Here is a 20893-nt window from a genome sequence, read left to right as displayed (position 1 = left end):
GTGTGTAACCTATCTGAGCAGTGGTCGTTGGGCCCAGGAGGCTTCGCCTAGTCTGGTCTATGGCGCCGCACTGCTAATGCGGTTGGGGGTAACCCCCCCTCCCGGGTTCAAATCCCGGAGCCTCCGCTGGTGCCCGGTTCGCCGGGTGCTAGGTTACAACTGAACACGCGCCCGTAGCTCAGCTGGATAGAGCATCTGACTACGGATCAGAAGGTCAGGGGTTCGAATCCCTTCGGGCGCACGTCTGGTTGAGACAGCAATACGCAGGCCTAGTGCCTCCTTCGGGAGGCGCTGGGCCTGTTTTGCATTGAGCGATCTCGAGTGGTGCAGGGATGACCAAGTCGAACGGGGATGCCGGATAGCAGCGAACGCGCCGCGGTTCAGGTACGCGGTGTGAACGTTCGCCGGGTGTGTGGGAGATCCATGTCGTCGGCACACACCCGCTGACCGGCCGGAGCAAGCAGCGGTCATTCACCGTGCACGGGGACGAGGAGTCGCCGCGCAGCAGCAGGCCGAGCAGGGTTGCCCGATGCCATGCTGCACCGGCTCCGGCACACCGTGGGCACCCATCTGGTGTCCCAGGGCAAGATCCTGAAAGCCGCGGCCAGGTTCCGCCACCGCGGCTCGTCCACAACGCTGCGGAACTACGTTGACGCGTTGCCCTTGGACGATGAGGACGCCGACGAGCTCGACGCTCTCTTCAACGACCTCACAAGTATCAGCATGGTGAACACCTGCTCGGCCCTTCTTCGGCGGTACCAAGGTTCCGCCTTCAGCCACGAGATGGGCCCGCTTGGCATCTTGAGGCTTCGCAGAAGACGACCGGCTCTGACCTGCAGCAGCAAACGAAAGCCGGGCATTCGGGTGAGCGCCGTGGCGACCGCGGTCATGGAGTCAGCAAGATGATCCAGCCGCAAGCCCGACATTTGAGAGGTTCTGGTGACTGAGGAGTACTCGCAGCCGACGCGCCCCGTGCACGTCCCGGTCGAGATCGACGGCCGCACGCTGTTCGTAGAGGTCGTTCCGGTCGGGGATCAGGAGGACCAGGAGGTTGCGGCGAAGCTCCTGGGCTTCGCCGATTTCACGGACTCGCTCGGGGCGCTGACCGGCTCCGTCACCGATGCCGTCCTCAGCGGCATGCGGAAGATCAAGCCCGCGAAGGTGGCGGTCGAATTCGGCTGCGAGGTGGGCGTGGAGAGCGGGCAGTTGACGGCAATCCTGGTCAAAGGCACCGCGAAGGCGAACTTGAAGGTCACCCTGGAGTGGAAGCCTGGCGAGCAGAGCTGATGCCGTCCGGCTCTACGTGTCGCGGCCCTCGATTTGCTTGAGGTACTCCTTGATCGGCCATTCCGTGGTCAGCCTGGCCCGTAGCTGAATGCCTTGGGCCACGTCGAGGTTTTCGACTCCGGCGGCGGCCTGGAGCCGGACTCCCGGGCTCTCGAGGGTGTCGGATGCCACGTGGCGCAGGATCTCGATGCCCAGCGTCTTGTCGGTTTCGCCGATCCGGCGGCCGAGCCTCATGCGATCGCCGGAACCCGCGGCGGAGGTCAGGGCTATCCGGCGGATGACCGCCCGGCCCGACTCGATGTCCAGCAGCAAGATCTGCTCGGCGGCGCCGAACCGGACCTCATCCCGAATTCTGAAGTCCTCCGCCAGTCTTCGGGCGGTCTCGAGCCCGATGTCGGGCGCCACCTCACTCAGTGCGGTCAGCGCGTCCAGCCGCAGTGTCGTGGAGAACTGTCCCCCTTCGACCATGCCCTGCAGAGCGGTGACACCGACTTCGGAATCGAGCTGGGCGGCCTCCCGGGCGGCCTGGACCCAGAACTCCTGGTCGGTATCGAAGGACCACGAGTACCGGTAGCGGTAGGGACCGTAGACGCCGACTATGTCGGCCAGCGCACGTGCGGCGGCATGGGGATTTATGCGGCCCGCGGCGACGCCGGCCGGGAGCCGCGCCTCGCCGAGGGCCGGATCCGCCACGAGCTGAAGCAGCAGCGACAGGCCGGCTTCGGAGTCGATGGCCGCGACTCGCTCGGCAGCGTCGATCCGGACGTCTTTGGCGACCGCCACGCTGTCCACGATTGATTTGTAGGCCTGCACGGCGTGCTCGTCGCCGTGGTCGCTGAGTTCCTGTGCGGCTTCGAGACGGATGTCGACGCTCACTCGACGGTCCTGGGCGAGGGCGAGCAGCAAGGAGGTACCGGCCCCGGCCACCCGGCTTTCGATCGTCAGGGCGGCGTCCAGGTGGATCCGGTCGGACACCTCGTGGCGGCTGCTGAGGAAGGCCAAGGCGTCCGAACCGGAGCCCGGGCCGAGAGCGAGTCCCGCGCTGAGCCTGGCCTCGTCCGAGGCGCCGGGGTCGTAGGTGACGGCGCGGAGCAGTTCCTCACCGCGTTGCCGGTCGCGTTCGGCGACGACACGCGCTGCCTCCACCCGGAGGTAGTCGGGCCGGATGTCGCGGGCGAGCTTCGCCAACGCCACCATCCCGCGCCGGGGATGCTGCGCGAGCAGGTATTTGGCGGCCTTCAGCCGGTCCGGACCGTCGATCGTTCCGTCGGTGGTGAGGTCTTCGAGGGCTTGGATGCCGATCGGGGCGTTGTGCTCCAGCAGCATCAGGCTGGAGTCGAGACGCCGCTGCCAGCCTGCTCCGTGCCGGGCCGTCAGCTGGAGGACCGTGGCGGCCCGTTGGCCGTCGATCTGGTTCAGCGCTTCGGCGGCCGCGCGCCATTCGCCGTGGCCCCGGCCGTCCTCGGCCACCCAGCCGGCCAGCGTTTCCACCAGTTTGGCGTGCACCTTCGGCGGCAGCTCCACGCCTTGGCGGTGCAGTTCGACGAGGAAGCGGTAGTTGACGTCGCGGTGGCGTCGCTGCAGCAACCGGCGGAGGACGGGCGCCAGGTCGCGGCCCTGCCTGGCCCACAGTGCGGCGAGGAAGCTCTTGACTTCGAGGTCCGGCCAAGGCCACGGCTGGGGGAGGAACAGGCTCCGCGCGGCGCGTCGGCGCGGGTCCGGGTGCAGGCCGGCCATGTGCGCGGCCGCAAGGTATTCCTGAACCGTCTGGTGGATGAACCCGAAGACACCGCGACGTTCGACGAGCAGTCCGCAGCTGCGCAACACTTCCCGGATGACGCTGTCCCACTCGGCCGACGACAGGGTGGCCGGCCTGGGGAAGTGCCGCGCGACGATGACCGCCGAGTCGGTCCGGACGGTCGTCTCGAACGGATCGGTCCCCGCCCGTTGCCCTTCGTGGGCCAGCAGCCTGAGCAGCTCGGGGGTAAGCTGGACCAGGTCCTCGCCCGCCGCCTCGGCTTCGGGACCGCTACGGCTGGTCCACTCGGCGAGCAGGTCGCGCACGTTGGTGATCTTCCTCTTGGCCAGCAGCAGGTCGACGAAGTCGGCGTAGAGCTCCGCCCGGTTCTCCGGCAGGCGCTGCCCGGGCGAATTCGCGTAGAGGATGCACAACATGGTCGCGATCAACGGGACACCGGCCAGCCGGTCGAGCCTTGCCTCGTCGACCCGCTGGACGAACCCCACCGCGGCGGACCGAGGCTCGGCGAGCTTGAGCTGCGTGAACCAGTTCTGGGCGAAGCCGGCCAGCTCGTGGCGCCCGAACGGCTCGATCGTGAACGTGGGGTAGTCGCCGTTCCCGGCGATCTTCTCCATCAGGAAGTCCGAAAGCGGCCGCGAAGTCAGCAGGAACCGGTAACGGCCCTCGTTGCGGTGCCGCGAGACCTTCGAAAGCACGATGGACCGCAACTGGGGGTTCAGGATTTCGTCGACGCCGTCGACCAGTACCAGCCATTCCGCGCCGGGGAACGGAGGTTCGCCGAACAGGGCGGTCAGCGTGACGCGGTCGAGGTCGGTGTCGAGGCTCCGGACGACTCCGTCGGCCAGCATTTCGCTCAGGCCGTAGCGAAGGGTCAGGGCCTCGGCCGCGACCAGGATCGGCACCACATCGCCAGTGCCTTCCCGCAGCCATTGCCGGGCCGACAAGGCCGTGAGATGACGGGCGAGGCTGGACTTCCCCGCGCCCGGCCCGCCGAGCACCTGGACACCGCGGAACGCGCGCAGGAGGCTGTCCGCCTCCACGAGTTCTCCGGTCTCGGCGGCTGTCTCGTCCTCAGGGGCCCGGCCGGCCTTCTGCCGAAGGTAGACCTTGGACAGCGGGGAAGGGACATTCAGCATGGCCGCGTAGGGATGACTGTCGTCGGCGGCGCTTGCGGCCTCGAGGTACCGGCGCAGCCGTGGTCCCGGATACCGTGCGCCGGACTCGGCGAGCTGGTTGTCGTCCAGCAGGTCGAGCCAGGCGCGGGCCGCGGGCATGGCCGTGTTCGCCTCGGCGAGACCGGGGTAGACGGCGAACGCCGTCCTGATCGGGACGAAGCGAGCGGTGTCGTCGTGCGAGCCGTCGCGGTAGCGGACGACCCCGCAAACCGCGCCGGTTCGCCAGTTAAGCACCGGGGCGCCGCTCATACCCGGCTTGATCCGCCCTTGGGTGCCTTTGAGCAGGATCGGACCCTCGATGTGTTCGGACGCCCCGTCCAGGCGCAGCGACACGACGTCTCCGGCGCGGTACTTGCCCTCCGGGTGGCCGAATACCCACAGTTCGTCGCCCGGCGCCACCGAAGCGGCCAAGTGGACGTGCGCGGCCCGCTCCCCGCTCACCGGGCGGAGAAGTGCCAGATCCAGGCCGTCGGGCCCACCCGCCAGGTAGTAGTCGGTGAGGACTTCGTAGTCGCCGGCGTCCCGCGTCGCGGTGGCCGAGCCGTGCACCACCTCGACCGCCCCACCGGCCGAGGTGACGACGTGGGCGCAGGTCAGGACGAGCTCAGGGGTGATGAAGAAGCCGGTGCCCTTGACCGTCGTCGACGGGATGGTCAGTGGCACTGTCGCTGCACGTACGGCCGCTGCGAGCGCTTCGCGTTGTCCGTGCATACCCTCCATCGCTCCCTCGATCGGAGGTAGAGCCTCCGACGCCGGTCAGCCCGTGTCAAGGTTTGGTGGCCGACATCAGACCGGTTATCGGACAAGGTGCCGTCTGAGGCGGTGTTGTAGCTGCCGTGCTGGTGATCCGTGGCTGCCCACGTCGGGTGTTGCGCTGAGTCAGATTTCCTCGTGCCCCATTCGGATGCATTCACGTCGGGTGGGTAACAGGTCTTCTCAAGTCATCGACTTCATAGAGGGTGCGGTTATGAGGTAAGAGGTAGACGCATGACAGAAATCGATACTTTACTTGATCAGCTCGCGCACAGAATACAAAGCGACTGCAATCGAATGAAGCGTTGGCGCATAATTCATCGTAGCAACGCGGTATTTTTTAATCTCACGACGATAGTGGCTCCAGCGGTATTGGCAGTCGGGCTTACATCGTCGGAGACTTTGCTTGGGAAGTGCTTGCTTCTGGCGGTTGCCGTCGTCGGTGGACTGAATATCACGTTCAAACCGTACTTGCACAGCAAGCGTCGGCGATCAGATATGAATGCAATGCGGCGACTGGGCGATGAATTTCTTGCCGAGAGGGCGGCAAGCGGCGAAGATCAGTCGGATCAGCTTGCTGTCTTCACGAAGTACTCCGCGGAATATCATGTTCTATATGAACGGCGTGCAGATGGGCTGATAGAGAGCGTCGTTGCCGTCGAGGGCGATACGGAAGACAGGGTTGGCGAAAATAAGGTGTCGGGTAGCAAGGTGGATATATAGTAGTGTGTCATGCGTAATGACGCTTATGCAGGGTGGTTGTGCCAGCTCAGAATGAAACAGTGTCCGGAGCCTTGATAGAGGCTGAGCGTGGGAGTCCGGCCAGCGCCGACGGCACTTCAGCAACGATATCGGCTGGCGATTTCTCTACCGCCGCGGCGAGGAGAGCACGCCGCGGGGTCGGGCAAGGTGCGCTCGACGATTTCCATGGGCCCGTCGAGTGCTTGGACGACATGAACGCATTCGCGCAGCTCGCCGGGACGAGCCGCTGCGAGGACCCTGATGAGCCGGTCAAGGGCGCGGTCAACGGCGTGACTGTCGAACGAGCGACCGTGTTGGTCCCGCAGGGCAAGATCAACCACTTCCTGGACCGGATCACCCAATACGTCGAAACCGCAGGCGCGCGAAGCTCCGCAACCGGGAGCTGGTGAACCGCCGCGCCTGGGTTGCGAGCTCGGCTATCGCATCAGCCAAGAGTCGATCATCGCCGTCAAACGGCATCACGCGCACAGTCTGCCGTGAATGCTGCTCAGGCCGGGCTATCTCCGCCAGGCAGACTCCGCGTCAGGGGTGGTTGTGATGTCGACGATTTCCATGAGCTTCTGCTCCGTCAGGCGGTTCACCTGCTCGCTCGGCGCTGTCGGCACGTCGCCCCGCAAGAGGACTGTCGTGACAGGGCGCTGCGGCGCACTCTGCACAACCACGGACGCTGTCGCACCCAGTCGACCACCCCAGGCTCTGTGCAACACCGAATTGTCCAGGTGGTAGTCCTTTCCTGCGGACAGCTGGAAGTACGCACCACGACCGACGGACATGCGCCCCTGTCGCTCGAAGCGATACCGCCCATCGCCACCGACAGGCGAATAGCTGTAGTGATCGAGTGTGATATCGGCGCGATCCGAAGTGAAGATCTCCATTTCAAGGGTGCCGATGATAATTGCCGAGGCGAAGTCCCAGCGATGATTGTGGATGTTGTCCTCGGTGTCAACGACTGCTGCCGTAGGCCAAACATGGAGCACTAGCTTTCTTCCGGTTTTCTTGCCTGTCGCCAGAACCACTTTCGCGAAGCCGTTATCGTGCCAGTAAGCATCGAGGCGACCAGGTCTCAATGCCGTATCCAATAACTGTCGAAGTCCGACCTCGTGCCTGAGCTTCGTCAAAACATCCGACAAGCTTTCTTCATCGTCGTCTAATAGCGAGTGTGCGGTATCCAGCACGACTGGTTATCCCTTCGTCAAGGTAGTTATTCTGGCTCGGATTTCCACAATGAGAGGCTCATTCCCGACCTGTTCGACAACGGCCAGTGCGGCACGGAACGAGTCCAGCGCCTCGTTCTTCTTGGCTGCGAGTGCATAGGCTCGGCCCATCTCGAACCGTGCCATTCCCTGCCACCAATCGTCCGATATGCGCTCCAGTGGGGGAAGTGCTTCTCCGGCGGCCCGCAAGGCCGATTTGCTGTCGCCCGCATCCACATACGTCCGGGCGAGATGGATCAGCGCGACCGACGCCCGGCGTTCGTCTCCGATCGCTCGCATGGATTGCAAGCTCTCTCGGAGCTTCGCCGTCGCCAGGTCGTACTCGCCTTCGCCGCGATGGGTATCTCCCGCCCAGATGCCCACATTGGCTACCCACCATTCGTCGCCGTACTCCTGAAAGACAGAAGTGCAACGTTCGAACTCCGTCTTCGCGGCAGCCCAATTTTGGTCGAGGTGATAGATATCCCCCATGTTCGCCGTCGCGTAGGCACTCGCGTACCGATCGCCGACCTGATCGTAGAGTTCGCGTGCGCGTCCGAACAAGGCCAGGGCGTCCGCGTTTCGCCGCTGGATCTGTCGGATCTTTCCCTTGATGCTGAAGGCCGCGGCTCGAATATCGTCGCGCTTTATAGTTCCGGCCAACGCGGCCGCCTGATCAAGTTCCAACGACGCGAGAGATAGGTCGCCGAGATGGCGATGTACCTGTCCGAGCTCGCATAGACAATAGCAGGTAGCGACGTCGTCGGATAAACTCTTGGCGTTATCGAGGGCTGAGCTTTGCAGGGTCTCCCATTCGCGCCAGTAAAACCGCTCCTCGCAGAATGCCGACAAGCTGGTGGCAAGTTCGAGCACCTGACGACGGAAACCGAGCGTGTGCAACTGAGCTACCAGCAACAGCAGGTTCTGCAGCTCGCTTTCCATCCACCTTCGAGCATCGTCACCGTTGGCGATATTGACGAGTTCTGTCATCGCGCCAGAGGATACGATGCGATGGTAAATGGTGTGCCGGGGTGACTGATCTCGTATCATGCGATCGGCGGCCAACGCGATTTCCAGGTATGCGGCCGCCGCACTGGTGAGAGCGCTGTTCTTGATGGCTTCAGCCGAGCCGGCATCGAGCTTGTCCCGGGAATAGTCTCGCAAGATGTCGTGAAAGGCGTAGCGACTGACGCCGAAGGAGTCGGGCCCGGTAAAGCCGATCATCTCGGTCCGAACGAGTTCGTCGAGGCCATCTCTGGAATCGGCGGCGTTGGTGTTCGGCCGCAGCCGTTCGAACAGCCAGCCAGGAAAGGATCTAGTGGTCAGGACGCCGAGTGCGCGGAAGAGGGTCTGCGCCCCGTAGCTGAGGTCGACGTAACTGATGTCGAAAGTTGCCCGCACGGCGCGCTCGGTGTCGTGCAGTTCGTCGATGATATTCGATTGTCTGTTGAGGCGGTCGGCGAAGTACGAGACAGTCCAATGACGATTAGCGGCGAGGCGGGTTCCGGCAATTCGTATCGCCAACGGGAGCCTGGAGCATAGCTCGATGAGCTCCAGTGCCTTGTCCGGCTCTGCATCGATGCGGCTTTGACCGACGATGTCTTTCAAAAGGGTCAATGCTTCTTCTTGCGGCATCGAATCGAGTCGCAGCGCTGCCACGCCTTCGAGGCCGACAAGTCGTGAACGGCTCGTGATGAGTACTACGCTGGGCGATCTCCCTGGGAGAAGCGGGCGCACCTGCGCTTCGTTGGAAGCATTGTCCAGCACGATGATCAACCGCATCCGGGCGAGAATCGTCCGGAACAGTCGTGACCGTTCTTCGAGAGTGGCAGGGATCGTTTCCGCATCCACGCCTAGTTCTCTGAGCAGCCCGCCTAAGACGTCGTACGGATCGAGCGCCTGGGCCTCGGGACCGCGAAGGTTCACATACATATGTCCATGCGGAAACCGATCGGCCACGAGATGCGCAACGTGAATCGCCAGCGCGGTTTTGCCAACACCACCTTGTCCGGCAATTGCTGAGATGACGACGGCGCTGGTGCTCGTCGACCGGTTTTCGATCGAGCGGACCAGCCAGTCGATCTCGAAGGATCGGCCGGTGAAGTCATAAAGGTCGCGAGGCAATTGAGCGATAATCCTTTGTCCTGGCGCATCGAGTTCCCTGGTAATGCGCGAGTGTTGCCCGAGGTTCGGAATGATCTGCAAGGCGGTCAGGATGCCGACGACGGCAGCCGAGCCGATACCCAAGTAGAGTCGAGTTGTGGCTGTGAATGTATTCGAACTGGCGGCCAGGGCCGCGTAGGCGGCCATGCCGGCCAACAGTGACAGCAGGACAAATCGGATGATTCGGACTATTTTCCGACGTAGTTCTCCGGGCTGTTTGCCGTTCACCAATACACCTGTGCTGAATGATCCATTCACTCCATCCTCAGTGTCGACCCTAGATCAGGGGCTGCGAACACGGTCGCATCATTGTGCCAGGGTCCAGTGCCATAGCAAGCAACGTTGGGTAGGTAATCCGGGTGGCGGATCTTGAAGTTGACGGCGAAGCGGCGGTTGGGATGGCATTGGAGGTTGCTCCAGCAGACGTAGCCAGCGATAGCGGCTTCCTGAGCAGCGTGGCTGGGTAGCCGCTGCCGCCGAGGGCGAAGTAGCGAAATCGCAGTGAACTCGCACTCGGTTCGTTTCAGCCACGACGCGTGGGTGGGCGTAGACACCTCGATCCCGTTGGCCGTGCCCCAGGTCCTGACCTCGGGCTTGCCGTTGGCTGTAGTTGTCGCAGACGACTTAGCGCTTCCACGTCGGGAAGCGGTGGCGGATTTGCGTGCAGAAGTCGAAGGAACGCCGCCAGTGCCGGCGATCGCGGAACCGGTGGAATACCGGCCCGGTGTCGAGATCGAGCGCGGCGATCTGGACGGTGGCTGACCAGCCTTCGCCACTTGGGCCTGCGATGCGAATCCTGATCGACCTTGCTCGGAATAGTCGCCTTGATTCCACGGCCGCGCAGGTGAGCCCGTTGGCCTTCGACGTGTAGGGGCCTTCGCGGCCGGAAACGGGTGGGCCGTGGCTAACCGGCGCCGTAGCAGAGGAAGCCCGAGGCTGCGGCCTTCGTGGCCGGGTCGGTGTTCCGGAAGTCCCGGCGCGCCATGGCCAGCGCCGTCGCCGGGGTTGCGCCGCCGCGGAGGTGGTTGTGCAGGCGCAGCATCAGGGCGTGGCTCGCCTTGTCCGGTACCGGGACCACGCTCGCGATCAGGCTCGTCGCGCCCATGGCGAGCAGGGCCGCGGCCAAGCCGAGCAGCTCGTCGCCGGGGCGGACCACGGACAGGCCGGACTCGCACGCGGACAGGATGACGTGCTTCGGGGGCCGGGGCAGCCGTTCCAGGTCGTAGACCGTCAACGGGCCGTCGACCAGCTGGAGGGCCGAAAAGAGCGGGTTGTCCGCGCGGAACCGGCCGTGGGCCGCGATGTGGGCCAGCTCGGCGCCGTCGAGGGCCGCCGTCACCGCTGCCACCGTTGCGTTGCGGCCGGTGAACCTCTGGGCGCCTCGGTAGCGGCTCGCCAGCGTCACGACTTCGGCGACCGAGTGCGGCAAGCCCGGGCCCGCGGCGAACACCCGGCCTCCGGTCGAGCCGGCCGCCGCGGTGCCGGCGCGCAGCCACAGCGCCGCCGACGGCGTCACCGACACCGGGCGACCGGCGCAGGAGGGCAGCACCGCCCACGGCATCGCGTGCAAGGCGCCCGTCGGCACGATGATCAGCGGGCCGTCGCCGAGGTCCGGCCGCAGCGGCTCGACGAGCCACCGGTCCAGGACCGCCGCCTGGTGCTCGACCAGACCCGGGCCGGCCGGGAGCGCGGTCGTCGTGCCGTAGGCGAGCCGGCGCAGGCCGAAGCGCAGCGCCGTCAGGGCTTGCTCGATCTCGGCGACCGCGCCCAGCCGGTGCAGGCGGACCGAATCCGCCCGGACGACGACGGCGTGCAGCTCGCCGTCCGCGGCCACGTACTCCACCAGCGCCCCCGGGCCGAGCGCGGCCCGCAACCCGGCGGCGGAGTCCAGCGCCCCGATCCGCGCGCCGAGATCCCCGTTCACGCGGTGGGAGCGCCGCCGGATCGCCGACTCGAGGGCCTTTTGCCGGCGCAGCAGGACCGCCGGGTCGCCGCCGCCCTCCGCGGCCGCGCCCAGCCCGGCCACGACCTGGCGCAGCTCGGCGAGCTGCCGGCCCAGTTCGGCGTCGGCCACCGGCCGGGCGGGCCGCAGCATCAGGGCCCCCGCCCGCCAGCGCTCCAGCCAGGTCAACACCGCCTCCGGGTCCCCGGACTCCATCGCGAGCCGCAGGCCGAGGCGGGCGAGCTCGCCGGCGTGGCCCGCCGCGTGCACCCGCAGTTCGGTGGCCCCGAGGCCCGCGCGGAACCGCTCGAGCACCCGGATCCCCGCCAGGATCGCGGTTTCCGCGCCGGCCCGGTCCCCTTCGGACAGCCGGAGCAGGGCGCGCGCGTGCCACGCCCGTGCCTGCTGCTCCGCCGGCCGGCCGCGGTGCGCGAACGCCGGGTGGGCGAGTTCGCGCCGCGCGACGGCGACGCGGCCGGCCTCGAGCGCGGTCCGGGCCACGATCAGCCGCGCGTCCAGTGCCTCCACCACCCAGCCCGCCCGCAGCAGGGCCGCGGCCGACCGGCGGCCCGCGCGGATCACGGCTTCGCCCCGGTGGCCGCCTTCCCAGCGCGCCCGCAGCGCGAGATAGCCGGCGAGGGCCGCCCAGCCGGGCCGGCGTTGCCCGATCGCGGACCGCCGCGCCCGTTCGGCCTGCTCGCCCGCCACCTCGATGTCCCCGTCGAGCAGTGCCGCGCGCGCGAGGAGCAGCCGGGCCTGGACGAGGTCCACGGCGTTGCGCTGGCCGGCGAACCGCTCCACCGCCAGCTCGGCCGCCTGCCGCGCGTCCTGCACCAGGAGCGCCGAGAGCAGTGCTTCGGCCCGTTCGATCGGCAGCAGTCCCGGGTCCCGGCCCGAATCCCGGTACTGCTCGGCGGCTTCGTCGAACGCGGCCAGCGCGGCCGGCAGGTCCCCACGGGCGACGGCGGCGAGCCCGCGGTTGTGGTGGACGGTCGCGTTCTTGCCCAGGTACCCGCTCGCCGTGTACGCGGCTTCGGCGCGGCCGAGGTCTTCCTCGGCGGCCCGCCAGTCCCGCCGGTGCACGTGGACGAGGCTGCGGTTGTTGCGGATGTCGGCCTCCAGCACCGCGTCCCCGCCGGATCGCCGCAGCACGGCCAGCGCGTCGCCGTACCCGGCCGCGGCCTCGTCGAACCGGCCGGCCTCGGTCAGCACCAGCGCCCGCAGCATCCGCAGCCGCGCGCGGGACGAGCCGTGCAGGGCGGGCGCGGCCCGGTCGAGCTGTGTGAGCGCGTCGTCGAACCGGCCGGTCAGCGACCGCAGGTAGGCCAGCGACCCCCGCGCTTCGGCCGCCCGGACGGCCAGTCCCGCCGCTTCCGCGGTCCCGACCGCGGCGAGCAGGTACCGCTCGCCCGTGGCCAGGTCGCCCAGCGCGGTGTGCGCCATCCCGAGGGCCCGCTCGGCGACGGCCACCGGTTCGGGGTCGTCACCCGCGGCGGCCAGGGCGAGCTTCGCGAGCCGGCACGCCCGGGGCGGCGCGGTGTAGGCGAGGTCGACGGCGTCCAGGGCGCGGCGCAGGTTCGCTCCGCCCTCTTCGCTGGTCATTTCCGCCACGTCTTTCCGGCTACGCTGTATCAAACGGGTTCGTCACATTATCTGTATCGCGCGAAACCACTTCGGCGCATCAGGAGGGCAACCGATGGGCGGACGACAGGGCGGCGCTGCGACACTGCAGCTCCACAGCCTGAAGCAGCTGATCGAACGGGACGTCGAGGTTTCCGCCGACGTCGTCGTCGGGGTGGTCGACACCGGCGTGGTCGTGCTCGGGGGAAAGCCCCACCCGTACCTCGCAAAGAATCTGGTCGACGGCTGGCAAGACAACGAGGACGTCCTGCCGGAGGACCTCCTGGAACTGGGCCGGTTCGACGGCCACGGCACGTTCGTCGCGGGGCTGATCAAGCACGAGGCCCCGGGGGTGCGCATCGACGTGCGCCGCGCGCTGGACCTCTCGGACACCCGGAAGCCCGATCAGGTCGTCGCGGACTGCATCAGGGCGCTCGCCAGGGTGGACCACCTGCGGGTCGTCAACCTGTCGTTCTTCGGCGAGTCGGCGGAGGAAAACCAGGAGCCGGCCGAACTGAAGAGCGCGCTCGAGGAATTGTTCGACGAAAAGCCCGGCGTCGTGGTCGTGACGGCGGTGGCGAACCGGTGGACCGCCGACCGGCACTGGCCCGCCGCGTTCACCGAATATTTTCCGCGGCTGATCGCGGTGGGGGCGACCGATGAATCCGTGACACCGGTTCCCGGTCTGCGGCCGCCGAGGGCGAGCTTCTGCAGCTGGTGGGACGGCGTCGACGTGTTCGCCGGCGGCTGCGGGGTCCTCGGCCCCAGCGTGCTGCGCACGATTCCGGGGCTCGTCGAGCAGGACACGTTCAGCTTCAGCACGTGGAGCGGCGCGTCCTTCGCCGCGGCGAAGGTGTCGGGTCTGCTCGCCAAGGCGTTCGCCGGCGGCGCGCACTCCGCCGAGGACGCGATCAAGAAGGTGATCCCTCCGTCGCTGCCGCGCATCCCGCTCCCGGGGCAGTCCGGCGACAAGCCCGTCATCCTCGGGAACTGGCCTTCGGAGTAGCCCCTCCCGGCCCGGTATCAGCGGGTCGGCAGGCCCCTCTGCTTTACGCACCCGCCGGACAGCTGGGTGCCTGAAGCGAGGAGGGGTCTCATGGCACAGGCAACCGTTTTCCGGAAGCGTCCCTGCCACAACTGTGGCGGACGCTATTTCGTCGCGACGATCTCGGCGTTCTGGGCGGTGCTCGCCATCGCCATCGCGCTCGGAGGCATCGCGAAGGCCGTCGCCGGCAGCGGCGTGCTGGCCGCGGCGCACGGCGGCATCCCGCACCCCACCAACATCGTGGGAGCCGGGTTCTGGGCCGTCGGCGGAATCGTCGTCGCCGGGTTGGTGGCGCTGATCGGCCGCGGCTACCGCTGCATCGGCTGCGACAGCCCGCGGTGATCACTGCGCTGCGTAACCGGACTGGACCAGTGTGACGGCGGTACCGAGCACTGGTCTTGACCACCGGCCACGCTGCGTGGTGACGCTTCCCTAATTGGTCTGGACCACGTAACGTTTGGGCAAACGGCGCAAAACACCGCCCTGGTCCCCGCCGGCGGTGTCGATCCTGCACCTGGCTCAAAGGAGAGCGATGTCCAGAAAGAGATGGCACCTCCTCGGTCTCTTCACCGCGGTCGGCGCGATCGCGGTCGGCCTCGTCACCGTGCCGGCGAGCGCCGCCGGTGGCGTCGGCGCCGCCTTCAGCAAGGGCTCCGACTGGGGCACCGGGTACGAAGGCAAGTACACGATCAGCAACGGCTCGGGCTCGACGCTGCCCAGCTGGACGGTCGAGTTCGACCTGCCTTCCGGCGCGAAGATCGGCTCGCTGTGGGACGGCAGCTACACCGCGTCCGGCCAGCACGTCACGGTCAAGAACACCTGGAACGGCAACGTCGGCAACGGCGCCACCGCCAGCTTCGGCTTCAACGTCAGCTATTCCGGCACCTACTCCGCCCCCGCGAACTGCAAGCTGAACGGCGGTTCCTGTGACGCCGGCGGCGGCACCCCGACCACCACGCCGACGACGCCGACGACGCCGACCACCACCCCGACGACGCCGACCACGCCCACCACTCCGCCGACGACGACCACGCCGCCCCCGCCGGGCGGCCTGAAGAACGTCGGCTACTTCGTGCAGTGGGGCGTCTACGGGCGCAACTACCACGTCAAGAACATCGAGACCTCGGGCTCGGCGAGCAAGCTGACGCACGTCAACTACGCGTTCGGCAACGTCAAGAACGGCCAGTGCACGGCGAACGACGACCCGTACGCCGACTACCAGAAGACCTACGACGCCGCGGGCAGCGTCGACGGTGTCGCCGACACCTGGGACCAGCCGGTGGCCGGCAACTTCAACCAGCTGCGCAAGCTGAAGAAGCTGCACCCGGGCCTCAAGGTGATCTGGTCGTTCGGCGGCTGGACCTACTCCGGCGGCTTCGGCCAGGCTTCGCAGAACGCGGCCGCGTTCGCGCAGTCCTGCTACAACCTGCTCAAGGACCCGCGCTGGGCGGACATCTGGGACGGCATCGACATCGACTGGGAGTACCCCAACGCGTGCGGGCTTTCCTGTGACACCAGCGGTGCCGCGGCCTACAAGAACCTGATGGGCGCGCTGCGCTCGAAGTTCGGTTCGTCGTTCCTGATCACCTCGGCGATCACCGCCGACGGCAGCAACGGCGGCAAGCTCGACGTCGCCGACTACGGCGGCGCCGCGCAGTACATCGACTGGTACAACGTGATGACCTACGACTACTTCGGCGCCTGGGCCGCGCAGGGCCCGACCGCTCCGCACTCGCCGCTGACCAACTTCAACGGCATCCCGACGCCGGGCTTCTACTCCGACGCGGCCATCCAGAAGCTGAAGAGCAAGGGTGTCCCGTCGAGCAAGCTGTTGCTGGGCATCGGGTTCTACGGCCGCGGCTGGACCGGCGTCACGCAGGACGCCCCGGGTGGTACCGCGACCGGCCCCGCGCCGGGCACGTACGAGCAGGGCATCGAGGACTACAAGGTCCTCAAGAACACCTGCCCGTCGACCGGCACCTTCGCCGGCACCGCGTACGCGAAGTGCGGCAGCAACTGGTGGAGCTACGACACCCCGTCGACCATCGGCGGCAAGATGTCCTACGCCAAGCAGCAGGGGCTCGGCGGCGCCTTCTTCTGGGAGCTGACCGGCGACACCACCGGCGGCGAGCTCATCACCGCGATGAAGAACGGCCTGTCATGAGGCGCCGGTGGTTGCCCGCACTCGGGCTGGCGGCCGCGGCCGCCACGATCGGCGCGATGTTCGTGATCGCCCCGGCGAACGCGGCGGGCGGCGTGTCCGCGACCTTCTCGAAGGGCTCCGACTGGGGCACCGGGTACGAGGGCAAGTACACGATTGCCAACGGCTCGGGCTCGACGCTCGCCACCTGGACCGTCGAGTTCGACCTGCCCTCCGGTGCGAAGATCTCGTCGCTGTGGGACGGCAGCTACACGGCGTCCGGTCAGCACGTCACGGTGAAGAACACGTGGAACGGCAACGTCGCCAACGGCGGTAGCGCGAGCTTCGGCTTCAACGTGGCGTACTCGGGTTCGTACGCCGCCCCGTCGAACTGCAAGCTCAACGGTGGGTCGTGTGCGGCCGGGGGCACACCCCCGACAACAACACCGCCCACTACGACGCCGCCTGTGACGACGACCCCGCCGACCACCACGACCCCGCCCCCGCCGGGTGGCCGGGGCGCGCCGTACCTGTACATGGGCTGGGGCAGCCCGCCCAACCCGCAGACGGTGATGAACGCGACCGGGGTCAAGTGGTTCACCATGGCGTTCATCAACGCCAGCGGTGGCTGCACCCCGGCGTGGGACAGCAGCCGGCCGCTGCAGGGCAGCGCCGACGCCACCGCGATCTCGCAGATCAAGGCGGCGGGCGGCCAGGTCGTCCCGTCGTTCGGCGGCTGGAGCGGCAACAAGCTCGGCCCGAACTGCTCGACGTCCGCCGCGCTGGCGGGCGCCTACCAGCAGGTGATCAGCGCCTACGGGCTGAAGGCGATCGACATCGACATCGAGAACTCCGACGAGTTCGAGAACGAGGCCGTGCAGGACCGGATCCTGGGCGCGCTGAAGATCGTCAAGCAGAACAACCCGGGGATCCAGACGATCCTGACGTTCGGCACGTCGACGACCGGCCCGAACTACTACGGCAACCGGCTCATCGACCAGTCGAAGGCCCTGGGCGCGAACGTGGACGTGTTCACGATCATGCCGTTCGACTTCGGCGGCGGCGCGAACATGTACAACAGCACGGTGAGCGCGGCGAACGGCTTGCGCGACAAGCTGAAGTCGACGTTCGGCTGGTCCGACGCCACCGCGTACGCCCACCTGGGCATCTCGGGGATGAACGGCCTGTCCGACCAGCAGGAGTTGACGGACCTGTCGACGTGGACCCAGATCACGAACTGGGCCAAGTCGAACAAGCTCGCCCGCCTGGCGTTCTGGTCGGTCAACCGCGACCGCGGCTGCCCCGGCGGCGGCGTCCAGTCGGCGTGCAGCGGCATCGCCCAGAACGACTGGGACTTCACGAAGGTGACAGCGGGCTTCTGACGCTGTCGTGAAACGGCCTCCTTGCCGGCTCCCCGGGCCGGCAAGGAGGCCTTCCGCTTTTAGAGCAGCTTGACCGCGTCCCCGATGGCCTGGTCCAAAATCGACAGACCCAGCGCGATCTCCTCTTCGGACGCCGTCAGCGGCGGAGCGATCCGGAACACCCCGCCCATCCCCGGCAACTGCACGATGTTCATGTGCAGCCCCAGCTCGAGGCAGCGTTGCGTGACGCGCGCCCCCAGCTCGTCCGAACTCTGCTTGGTTTCGCGGTCCACCACCAGTTCCAGCCCGGCCAGCAGGCCGCGGCCGCGGATGTCGCCGACCACCTCGTGGCGCCCCGCGATCTCCTCCAGGCCCTGGCGCAGCGACGCGCCCAGCGAGAGCGCCCGCGCGTCGAGGCGGTCGCGGGTCAGCACGTCCAGCACCGTGTTGCCGACCGCCGCCGGGAGCGGGTCCGATACGTGCGTCGTGAAGAACAAGAACCCGCGGTCGTGGGCCTCCTGCTCGATGGCGGCGCTCGTCAGCACCGCGGCCAGCGGCAGGCCGGCGCCGAGCGTCTTCGACAGCGTGAGGATGTCGGGGACGATGCCGTCGCGCTCGAACGCGTACCAGTTCCCCGTGCGGCACAACCCCGTCTGGGCTTCGTCGAGGATCAGCAGCATCCCGCGCTCTCGGCACTTCCCGGCCAGCGCGGCGAAGTAGCCCGGCGGCGGCTCGATGATGCCGCCCGAACTCAAGATCGGCTCCACCAGGCACGCCGCGAGACTGCCGACCGACTGCGCGTCGATCATCTCGAACGCGAAGTCCAGCTGACGACGCCAATCCAGCGAACCGGAGGCGTCGGTGAAGTCCGGCCGGTACGCGTTGGGCGCCGGGATGGCGAACTGGCCCGGCGCGGCCGGGCCGTAGCCGCGGCGGCCCGCGCTGTAGGTCGCGCTCGCCGCGCCCTGGGTCATCCCGTGCCACGACCGCGCGAACGAGACGATCTCGTGCTTGCCCGTGACCAGCTTGGCCATCCGGAGCGCGGCCTCGTTCGACTCGGCGCCCGTGGTCAGCAGCAGGGCCTTCTCCAGCGGCGCCGGCAGCGTCTCGGCGAGCCGCCGGGCCAGGTCGACGACCGGGCGGCTCAGCATGCCGCTGAACAGGTGGTCGAGCTTCCCGACCTGCCGCCGGACGGTCTCGACGATCTCCGGGTGCGCGTGCCCGAGGATCGCGCTCATCTGACCGGACGTGAAGTCGAGGATCCGGCGGCCGTCTTCGGTGAAGACGAAACTGCCTTCGGCGTGGTCGATGATCTCGTGGGTGAAGGCGCCGCCGTAACGGACGAGGTGCCGGTCGACGTCGGACCAGAAGGATTCAGCCATGGCTCGACGGTAAGTCCGCGACGAGCGACACGTCCATCTCACAATTCCGGCTTTCTTGTTCGGTTTTACCGAACAAGAATGGCGGGATGCTGAACCCGTGGCGCTTGCGGCTGCTGAGCCGCCTCGACACCCTGGGCACGGTCCGCGCGGTGGCGCAGGACGCCAACCTGAGCGCGTCCAGCGTTTCGCAGCAGCTGGCCGTGCTCGAAGCCGAAACCCGCACCCAGCTGCTGGAACGCACCGGCCGCCGGGTCCGGCTCACGCCGGCCGGGCTGATGCTGGCCCGGCGGGCGCGGGTGATCCTCGACCACATGGACACGGTCGAGGCGGAGCTGCGCAGCCTCGGCGAGGAGCCGGCCGGCCTGGTCCGGCTCGGGGCGTTCCAGAGCGCGATCCACACCCTGGCCGTCCCGGCGGTGACCCGGCTGGCGCACCCGCACCTCGAGGTTCAGCTGCTGGAGCTGGAACCGCACGAAAGCATCCCGGCCCTGCGCGGCGGCGACGCCGACGTCATCATCACCACGACCGACTTCGTCGAGCTCCCGCTGGGCCCCGACCTCGACATCGTCCCGCTGGCGACGGACCCGATCGTGCTGGTGACGCCACCGGAGGCACCTCGCGGCCCGGCGGTCCTGTCGGCCTACGCGGACGCGGCCTGGGCGCTGGACATGCCGCAGTCGTACATGGCGAACCTGACGCTGCGGCTGTGCCGCGAGTCGGGCTTCGAGCCGCGGGTGGTGTGCCGGTTCAGCAACTACCTGATGACGCTGCAGCACGTCGAGGCCGGCCTGTCGATCGCGCTGCTGCCCGGGCTGGCGGTCGACCCCCGCTACCGCGTGGCGACCCGCGAGCTGGCGACCCCGGTGACCCGCTCGATCGTGGCGGCGGTCCGCCGGGGGACGCCGCTGCGCGCGGGCGTGAACGTGGTGCTGGACGCGCTGCGGCAGCCGCCGGACCTGCCGGAGGGGGCGGAGTGGGTCAGAGCTTGAGCTGCTTGACCGTACCCACTAGCCGGTAGCGTGGCGGCCGCGCTGAACCCAGGGGCTCCAGATCGGATGGATGCCCTCGGGTGGGTCCGGGCTGATGACCACTTGGAGCTCCTCCGGCTGATCTGCGACGATCCACCAGGGAAAACGGGCCTCGTAGAGGCCGCTGGCGATGCCGATGAAGTAGATCAGAGGCCGTTTCTGTTCGTAGGCGCGGCGCAGGGCGACGTTCGTGAAGAAGTTCGGATCATCGCCGGCGTACTTGTAACGATGCAGTCCATCGCGGATCATGCCGTCTTCGTAGGGCCGCGACTGGTGGTTTGGTGTGTACGTGGTCTTGATCGATAACGCGGCATCCAGCTCTTTGGGCTTTCGGATGCCGCGCTGCCTATCTGCCAGGGCAATCCTTTTGCCTTCGAACTCGAAGAGGCTCAGCTGGCTCGACGGGATGCGGTTGTCGTTGGTTGCGCGGACCTGGACCAGCCACATGAGAGCCTGCCACCGCAGCCGGGTGTCGTAGTCCAGGTTTTCGTAGTTCGCGGGCAGATGGAATTGCCCACGAAAAACGGTCTCCTCTTCAGGGAGATCGACTCGCTTGCTGACGGAGTGGCTGGGCCGGCGCAGTGATGAGGCAGGTGCGCTGAACACGAGGTCAAGGCCGAGTTCTGCGCGGATACCCTCGGCGACCTCCGGTGTGAAGTACTCCTCCAGGAGCGCCTCGATCGCGGCTACGAGGTTCCTCGGGTCGTTCAGGAGCTGAGCGACCTCGGCGCGCAGCCGGCCACGTGCGCCGCGAGTCTTGAGCCATGAGCCGCTTCGTGAGGGGTTACTGGCAATCGCACTGCCAGTCGATTCCGACAGTTCCCAGATCGAGCGCTCCAGACGGACGAACGGGTTGGCGGCCAAGTCTGTGGCGTCGGCTGCGCCGGGAGCGTACTTGCCGATGAGGCGGCCGACGGGTGCTTCCGCTTCGTCGTACGTGGCATCCCACCTGCGCCGCTTGACGAATATGTGGAGGAGCCAGAGCAACAGGAGAGGTTTGTGCGGAGCACGCCGCCCTCCGACTTGAGCTACGCGGAGCGTCTTCAGCTCGGTTATGAGCTGTCTTTCGTCCAACTCACCCCTCCGTGTCTTCAGCGACGGAGTGTAGCCGTGCGAGGCACGCGTACACGCGCTTCGCTCGGCTTCTGGAGAGCGTGTCGTTCCCTGTCTGGGCGTGAGAACAGTGACCTAGTGTCCTGCGCCTGAAGTTCGCTATCTAATTGTAGGATGCGGTGATGGCGGGTCGTGGACGGTCCAAGGTCGAGCTGATCCTCAGTGATGAC

At 67.3% G+C, this 20893-nt stretch carries 16 protein-coding genes and 2 tRNA genes; 12 read left to right on the top strand and 6 right to left on the bottom strand.

Going from position 1 to position 20893, the window contains the following annotated elements:
* The first annotated feature begins 36 nt into the window (after window positions 1-36).
* From AB0M30_RS00090 to AB0M30_RS00075, 4 genes are all read left to right on the top strand, one after another.
* Window positions 37-126 (top strand) — tRNA-Ser (locus AB0M30_RS00090).
* A 41-nt stretch (window positions 127-167) separates the two neighbouring features.
* Window positions 168-241 (top strand) — tRNA-Arg (locus AB0M30_RS00085).
* Between the two features lie 293 nt (window positions 242-534).
* Window positions 535-906 carry a hypothetical protein gene (locus tag AB0M30_RS00080; RefSeq protein ID WP_364577924.1) on the top strand — a complete coding sequence of 124 codons (372 nt, stop codon included), beginning with the start codon at window positions 535-537 and terminating at the stop codon, window positions 904-906.
* 66 nt (window positions 907-972) lie between these two features.
* Window positions 973-1287 carry a CU044_2847 family protein gene (locus AB0M30_RS00075; RefSeq protein ID WP_364577921.1) on the top strand — a complete coding sequence of 105 codons (315 nt, stop codon included), beginning with the start codon at window positions 973-975 and terminating at the stop codon, window positions 1285-1287.
* Window positions 1288-1299: 12 nt separating this feature from the next.
* Here AB0M30_RS00075 and AB0M30_RS00070 read toward each other — a convergent pair whose 3' ends face one another.
* Window positions 1300-4884, bottom strand: a complete 3585-nt coding sequence (locus AB0M30_RS00070; protein ID WP_364577920.1) for a trypsin-like peptidase domain-containing protein — start codon at window positions 4882-4884, stop codon at window positions 1300-1302.
* 324 nt (window positions 4885-5208) lie between these two features.
* Between AB0M30_RS00070 and AB0M30_RS00065 the strand changes: the two genes are divergently transcribed.
* Together AB0M30_RS00065 and AB0M30_RS00060 are read left to right on the top strand one after the other, a co-directional pair.
* Window positions 5209-5697 (top strand): hypothetical protein, encoded by a 489-nt coding sequence (locus AB0M30_RS00065; RefSeq protein ID WP_364577918.1) that lies wholly within the window; start codon window positions 5209-5211, stop codon window positions 5695-5697.
* Between the two features lie 221 nt (window positions 5698-5918).
* Window positions 5919-6125, top strand: coding sequence for a hypothetical protein (locus AB0M30_RS00060; RefSeq protein ID WP_364577915.1), 207 nt, complete (start codon window positions 5919-5921; stop codon window positions 6123-6125).
* 108 nt (window positions 6126-6233) lie between these two features.
* Here AB0M30_RS00060 and AB0M30_RS00055 read toward each other — a convergent pair whose 3' ends face one another.
* Together AB0M30_RS00055 and AB0M30_RS00050 are read right to left on the bottom strand one after the other, a co-directional pair.
* The gene (locus tag AB0M30_RS00055; RefSeq protein ID WP_364577913.1) at window positions 6234-6911 is read right to left on the bottom strand and encodes a hypothetical protein; all 678 of its coding nucleotides are present in this window, start codon (window positions 6909-6911) and stop codon (window positions 6234-6236) included.
* 6 nt (window positions 6912-6917) lie between these two features.
* Window positions 6918-9320, bottom strand: a complete 2403-nt coding sequence (locus tag AB0M30_RS00050) for an NB-ARC domain-containing protein (RefSeq protein WP_364577910.1) — start codon at window positions 9318-9320, stop codon at window positions 6918-6920.
* 273 nt (window positions 9321-9593) lie between these two features.
* Here AB0M30_RS00050 and AB0M30_RS00045 point away from each other — a divergent pair, with 273 nt between their 5' ends.
* Window positions 9594-9854, top strand: coding sequence for a hypothetical protein (locus AB0M30_RS00045; RefSeq protein WP_364577907.1), 261 nt, complete (start codon window positions 9594-9596; stop codon window positions 9852-9854).
* A 142-nt stretch (window positions 9855-9996) separates the two neighbouring features.
* Here AB0M30_RS00045 and AB0M30_RS00040 read toward each other — a convergent pair whose 3' ends face one another.
* A complete protein-coding gene (locus AB0M30_RS00040; protein ID WP_364577905.1) occupies window positions 9997-12636 on the bottom strand; it encodes a CHAT domain-containing tetratricopeptide repeat protein in 2640 nt (879 codons plus the stop codon).
* A 94-nt stretch (window positions 12637-12730) separates the two neighbouring features.
* On the opposite strand from AB0M30_RS00040, the gene AB0M30_RS00035 reads away from it, so the two are divergent.
* From AB0M30_RS00035 to AB0M30_RS00020, 4 genes are all read left to right on the top strand, one after another.
* Window positions 12731-13660 (top strand): S8/S53 family peptidase, encoded by a 930-nt coding sequence (locus tag AB0M30_RS00035; protein ID WP_364577902.1) that lies wholly within the window; start codon window positions 12731-12733, stop codon window positions 13658-13660.
* Between the two features lie 90 nt (window positions 13661-13750).
* The gene (locus tag AB0M30_RS00030) at window positions 13751-14041 is read left to right on the top strand and encodes a hypothetical protein (protein WP_364577900.1); all 291 of its coding nucleotides are present in this window, start codon (window positions 13751-13753) and stop codon (window positions 14039-14041) included.
* 190 nt (window positions 14042-14231) lie between these two features.
* Window positions 14232-15863, top strand: coding sequence for a glycosyl hydrolase family 18 protein (locus AB0M30_RS00025; RefSeq protein ID WP_364577897.1), 1632 nt, complete (start codon window positions 14232-14234; stop codon window positions 15861-15863).
* Window positions 15860-17221: a cellulose binding domain-containing protein gene (locus AB0M30_RS00020; RefSeq protein ID WP_364577895.1), complete on the top strand. Its 1362-nt coding sequence runs from the start codon at window positions 15860-15862 to the stop codon at window positions 17219-17221. The genes AB0M30_RS00025 and AB0M30_RS00020 overlap by 4 nt, the downstream gene beginning before the upstream one ends.
* Before the next feature lie 59 nt (window positions 17222-17280).
* Here the strand turns inward: AB0M30_RS00020 and AB0M30_RS00015 are convergent, their stop codons facing one another.
* A complete protein-coding gene (locus AB0M30_RS00015) occupies window positions 17281-18582 on the bottom strand; it encodes an aspartate aminotransferase family protein (RefSeq protein WP_364577893.1) in 1302 nt (433 codons plus the stop codon).
* 86 nt (window positions 18583-18668) lie between these two features.
* Here AB0M30_RS00015 and AB0M30_RS00010 point away from each other — a divergent pair, with 86 nt between their 5' ends.
* Window positions 18669-19571: a LysR family transcriptional regulator gene (locus tag AB0M30_RS00010; RefSeq protein ID WP_364577891.1), complete on the top strand. Its 903-nt coding sequence runs from the start codon at window positions 18669-18671 to the stop codon at window positions 19569-19571.
* 18 nt (window positions 19572-19589) lie between these two features.
* Here the strand turns inward: AB0M30_RS00010 and AB0M30_RS00005 are convergent, their stop codons facing one another.
* Complete coding sequence (locus tag AB0M30_RS00005; protein ID WP_364577888.1) at window positions 19590-20597, bottom strand: hypothetical protein; 1008 nt, start codon at window positions 20595-20597, stop codon at window positions 19590-19592.
* Window positions 20598-20893: the final 296 nt, after the last annotated feature.

Origin of the sequence: Amycolatopsis sp. NPDC051716, assembly GCF_040681595.1 — a bacterium.
In the GTDB taxonomy this organism is placed as follows: domain Bacteria; phylum Actinomycetota; class Actinomycetes; order Mycobacteriales; family Pseudonocardiaceae; genus Amycolatopsis.
The sequence above is the reverse complement of the archived record's forward strand: the minus strand, read 5'-3'. Positions and strand labels throughout refer to the sequence as shown.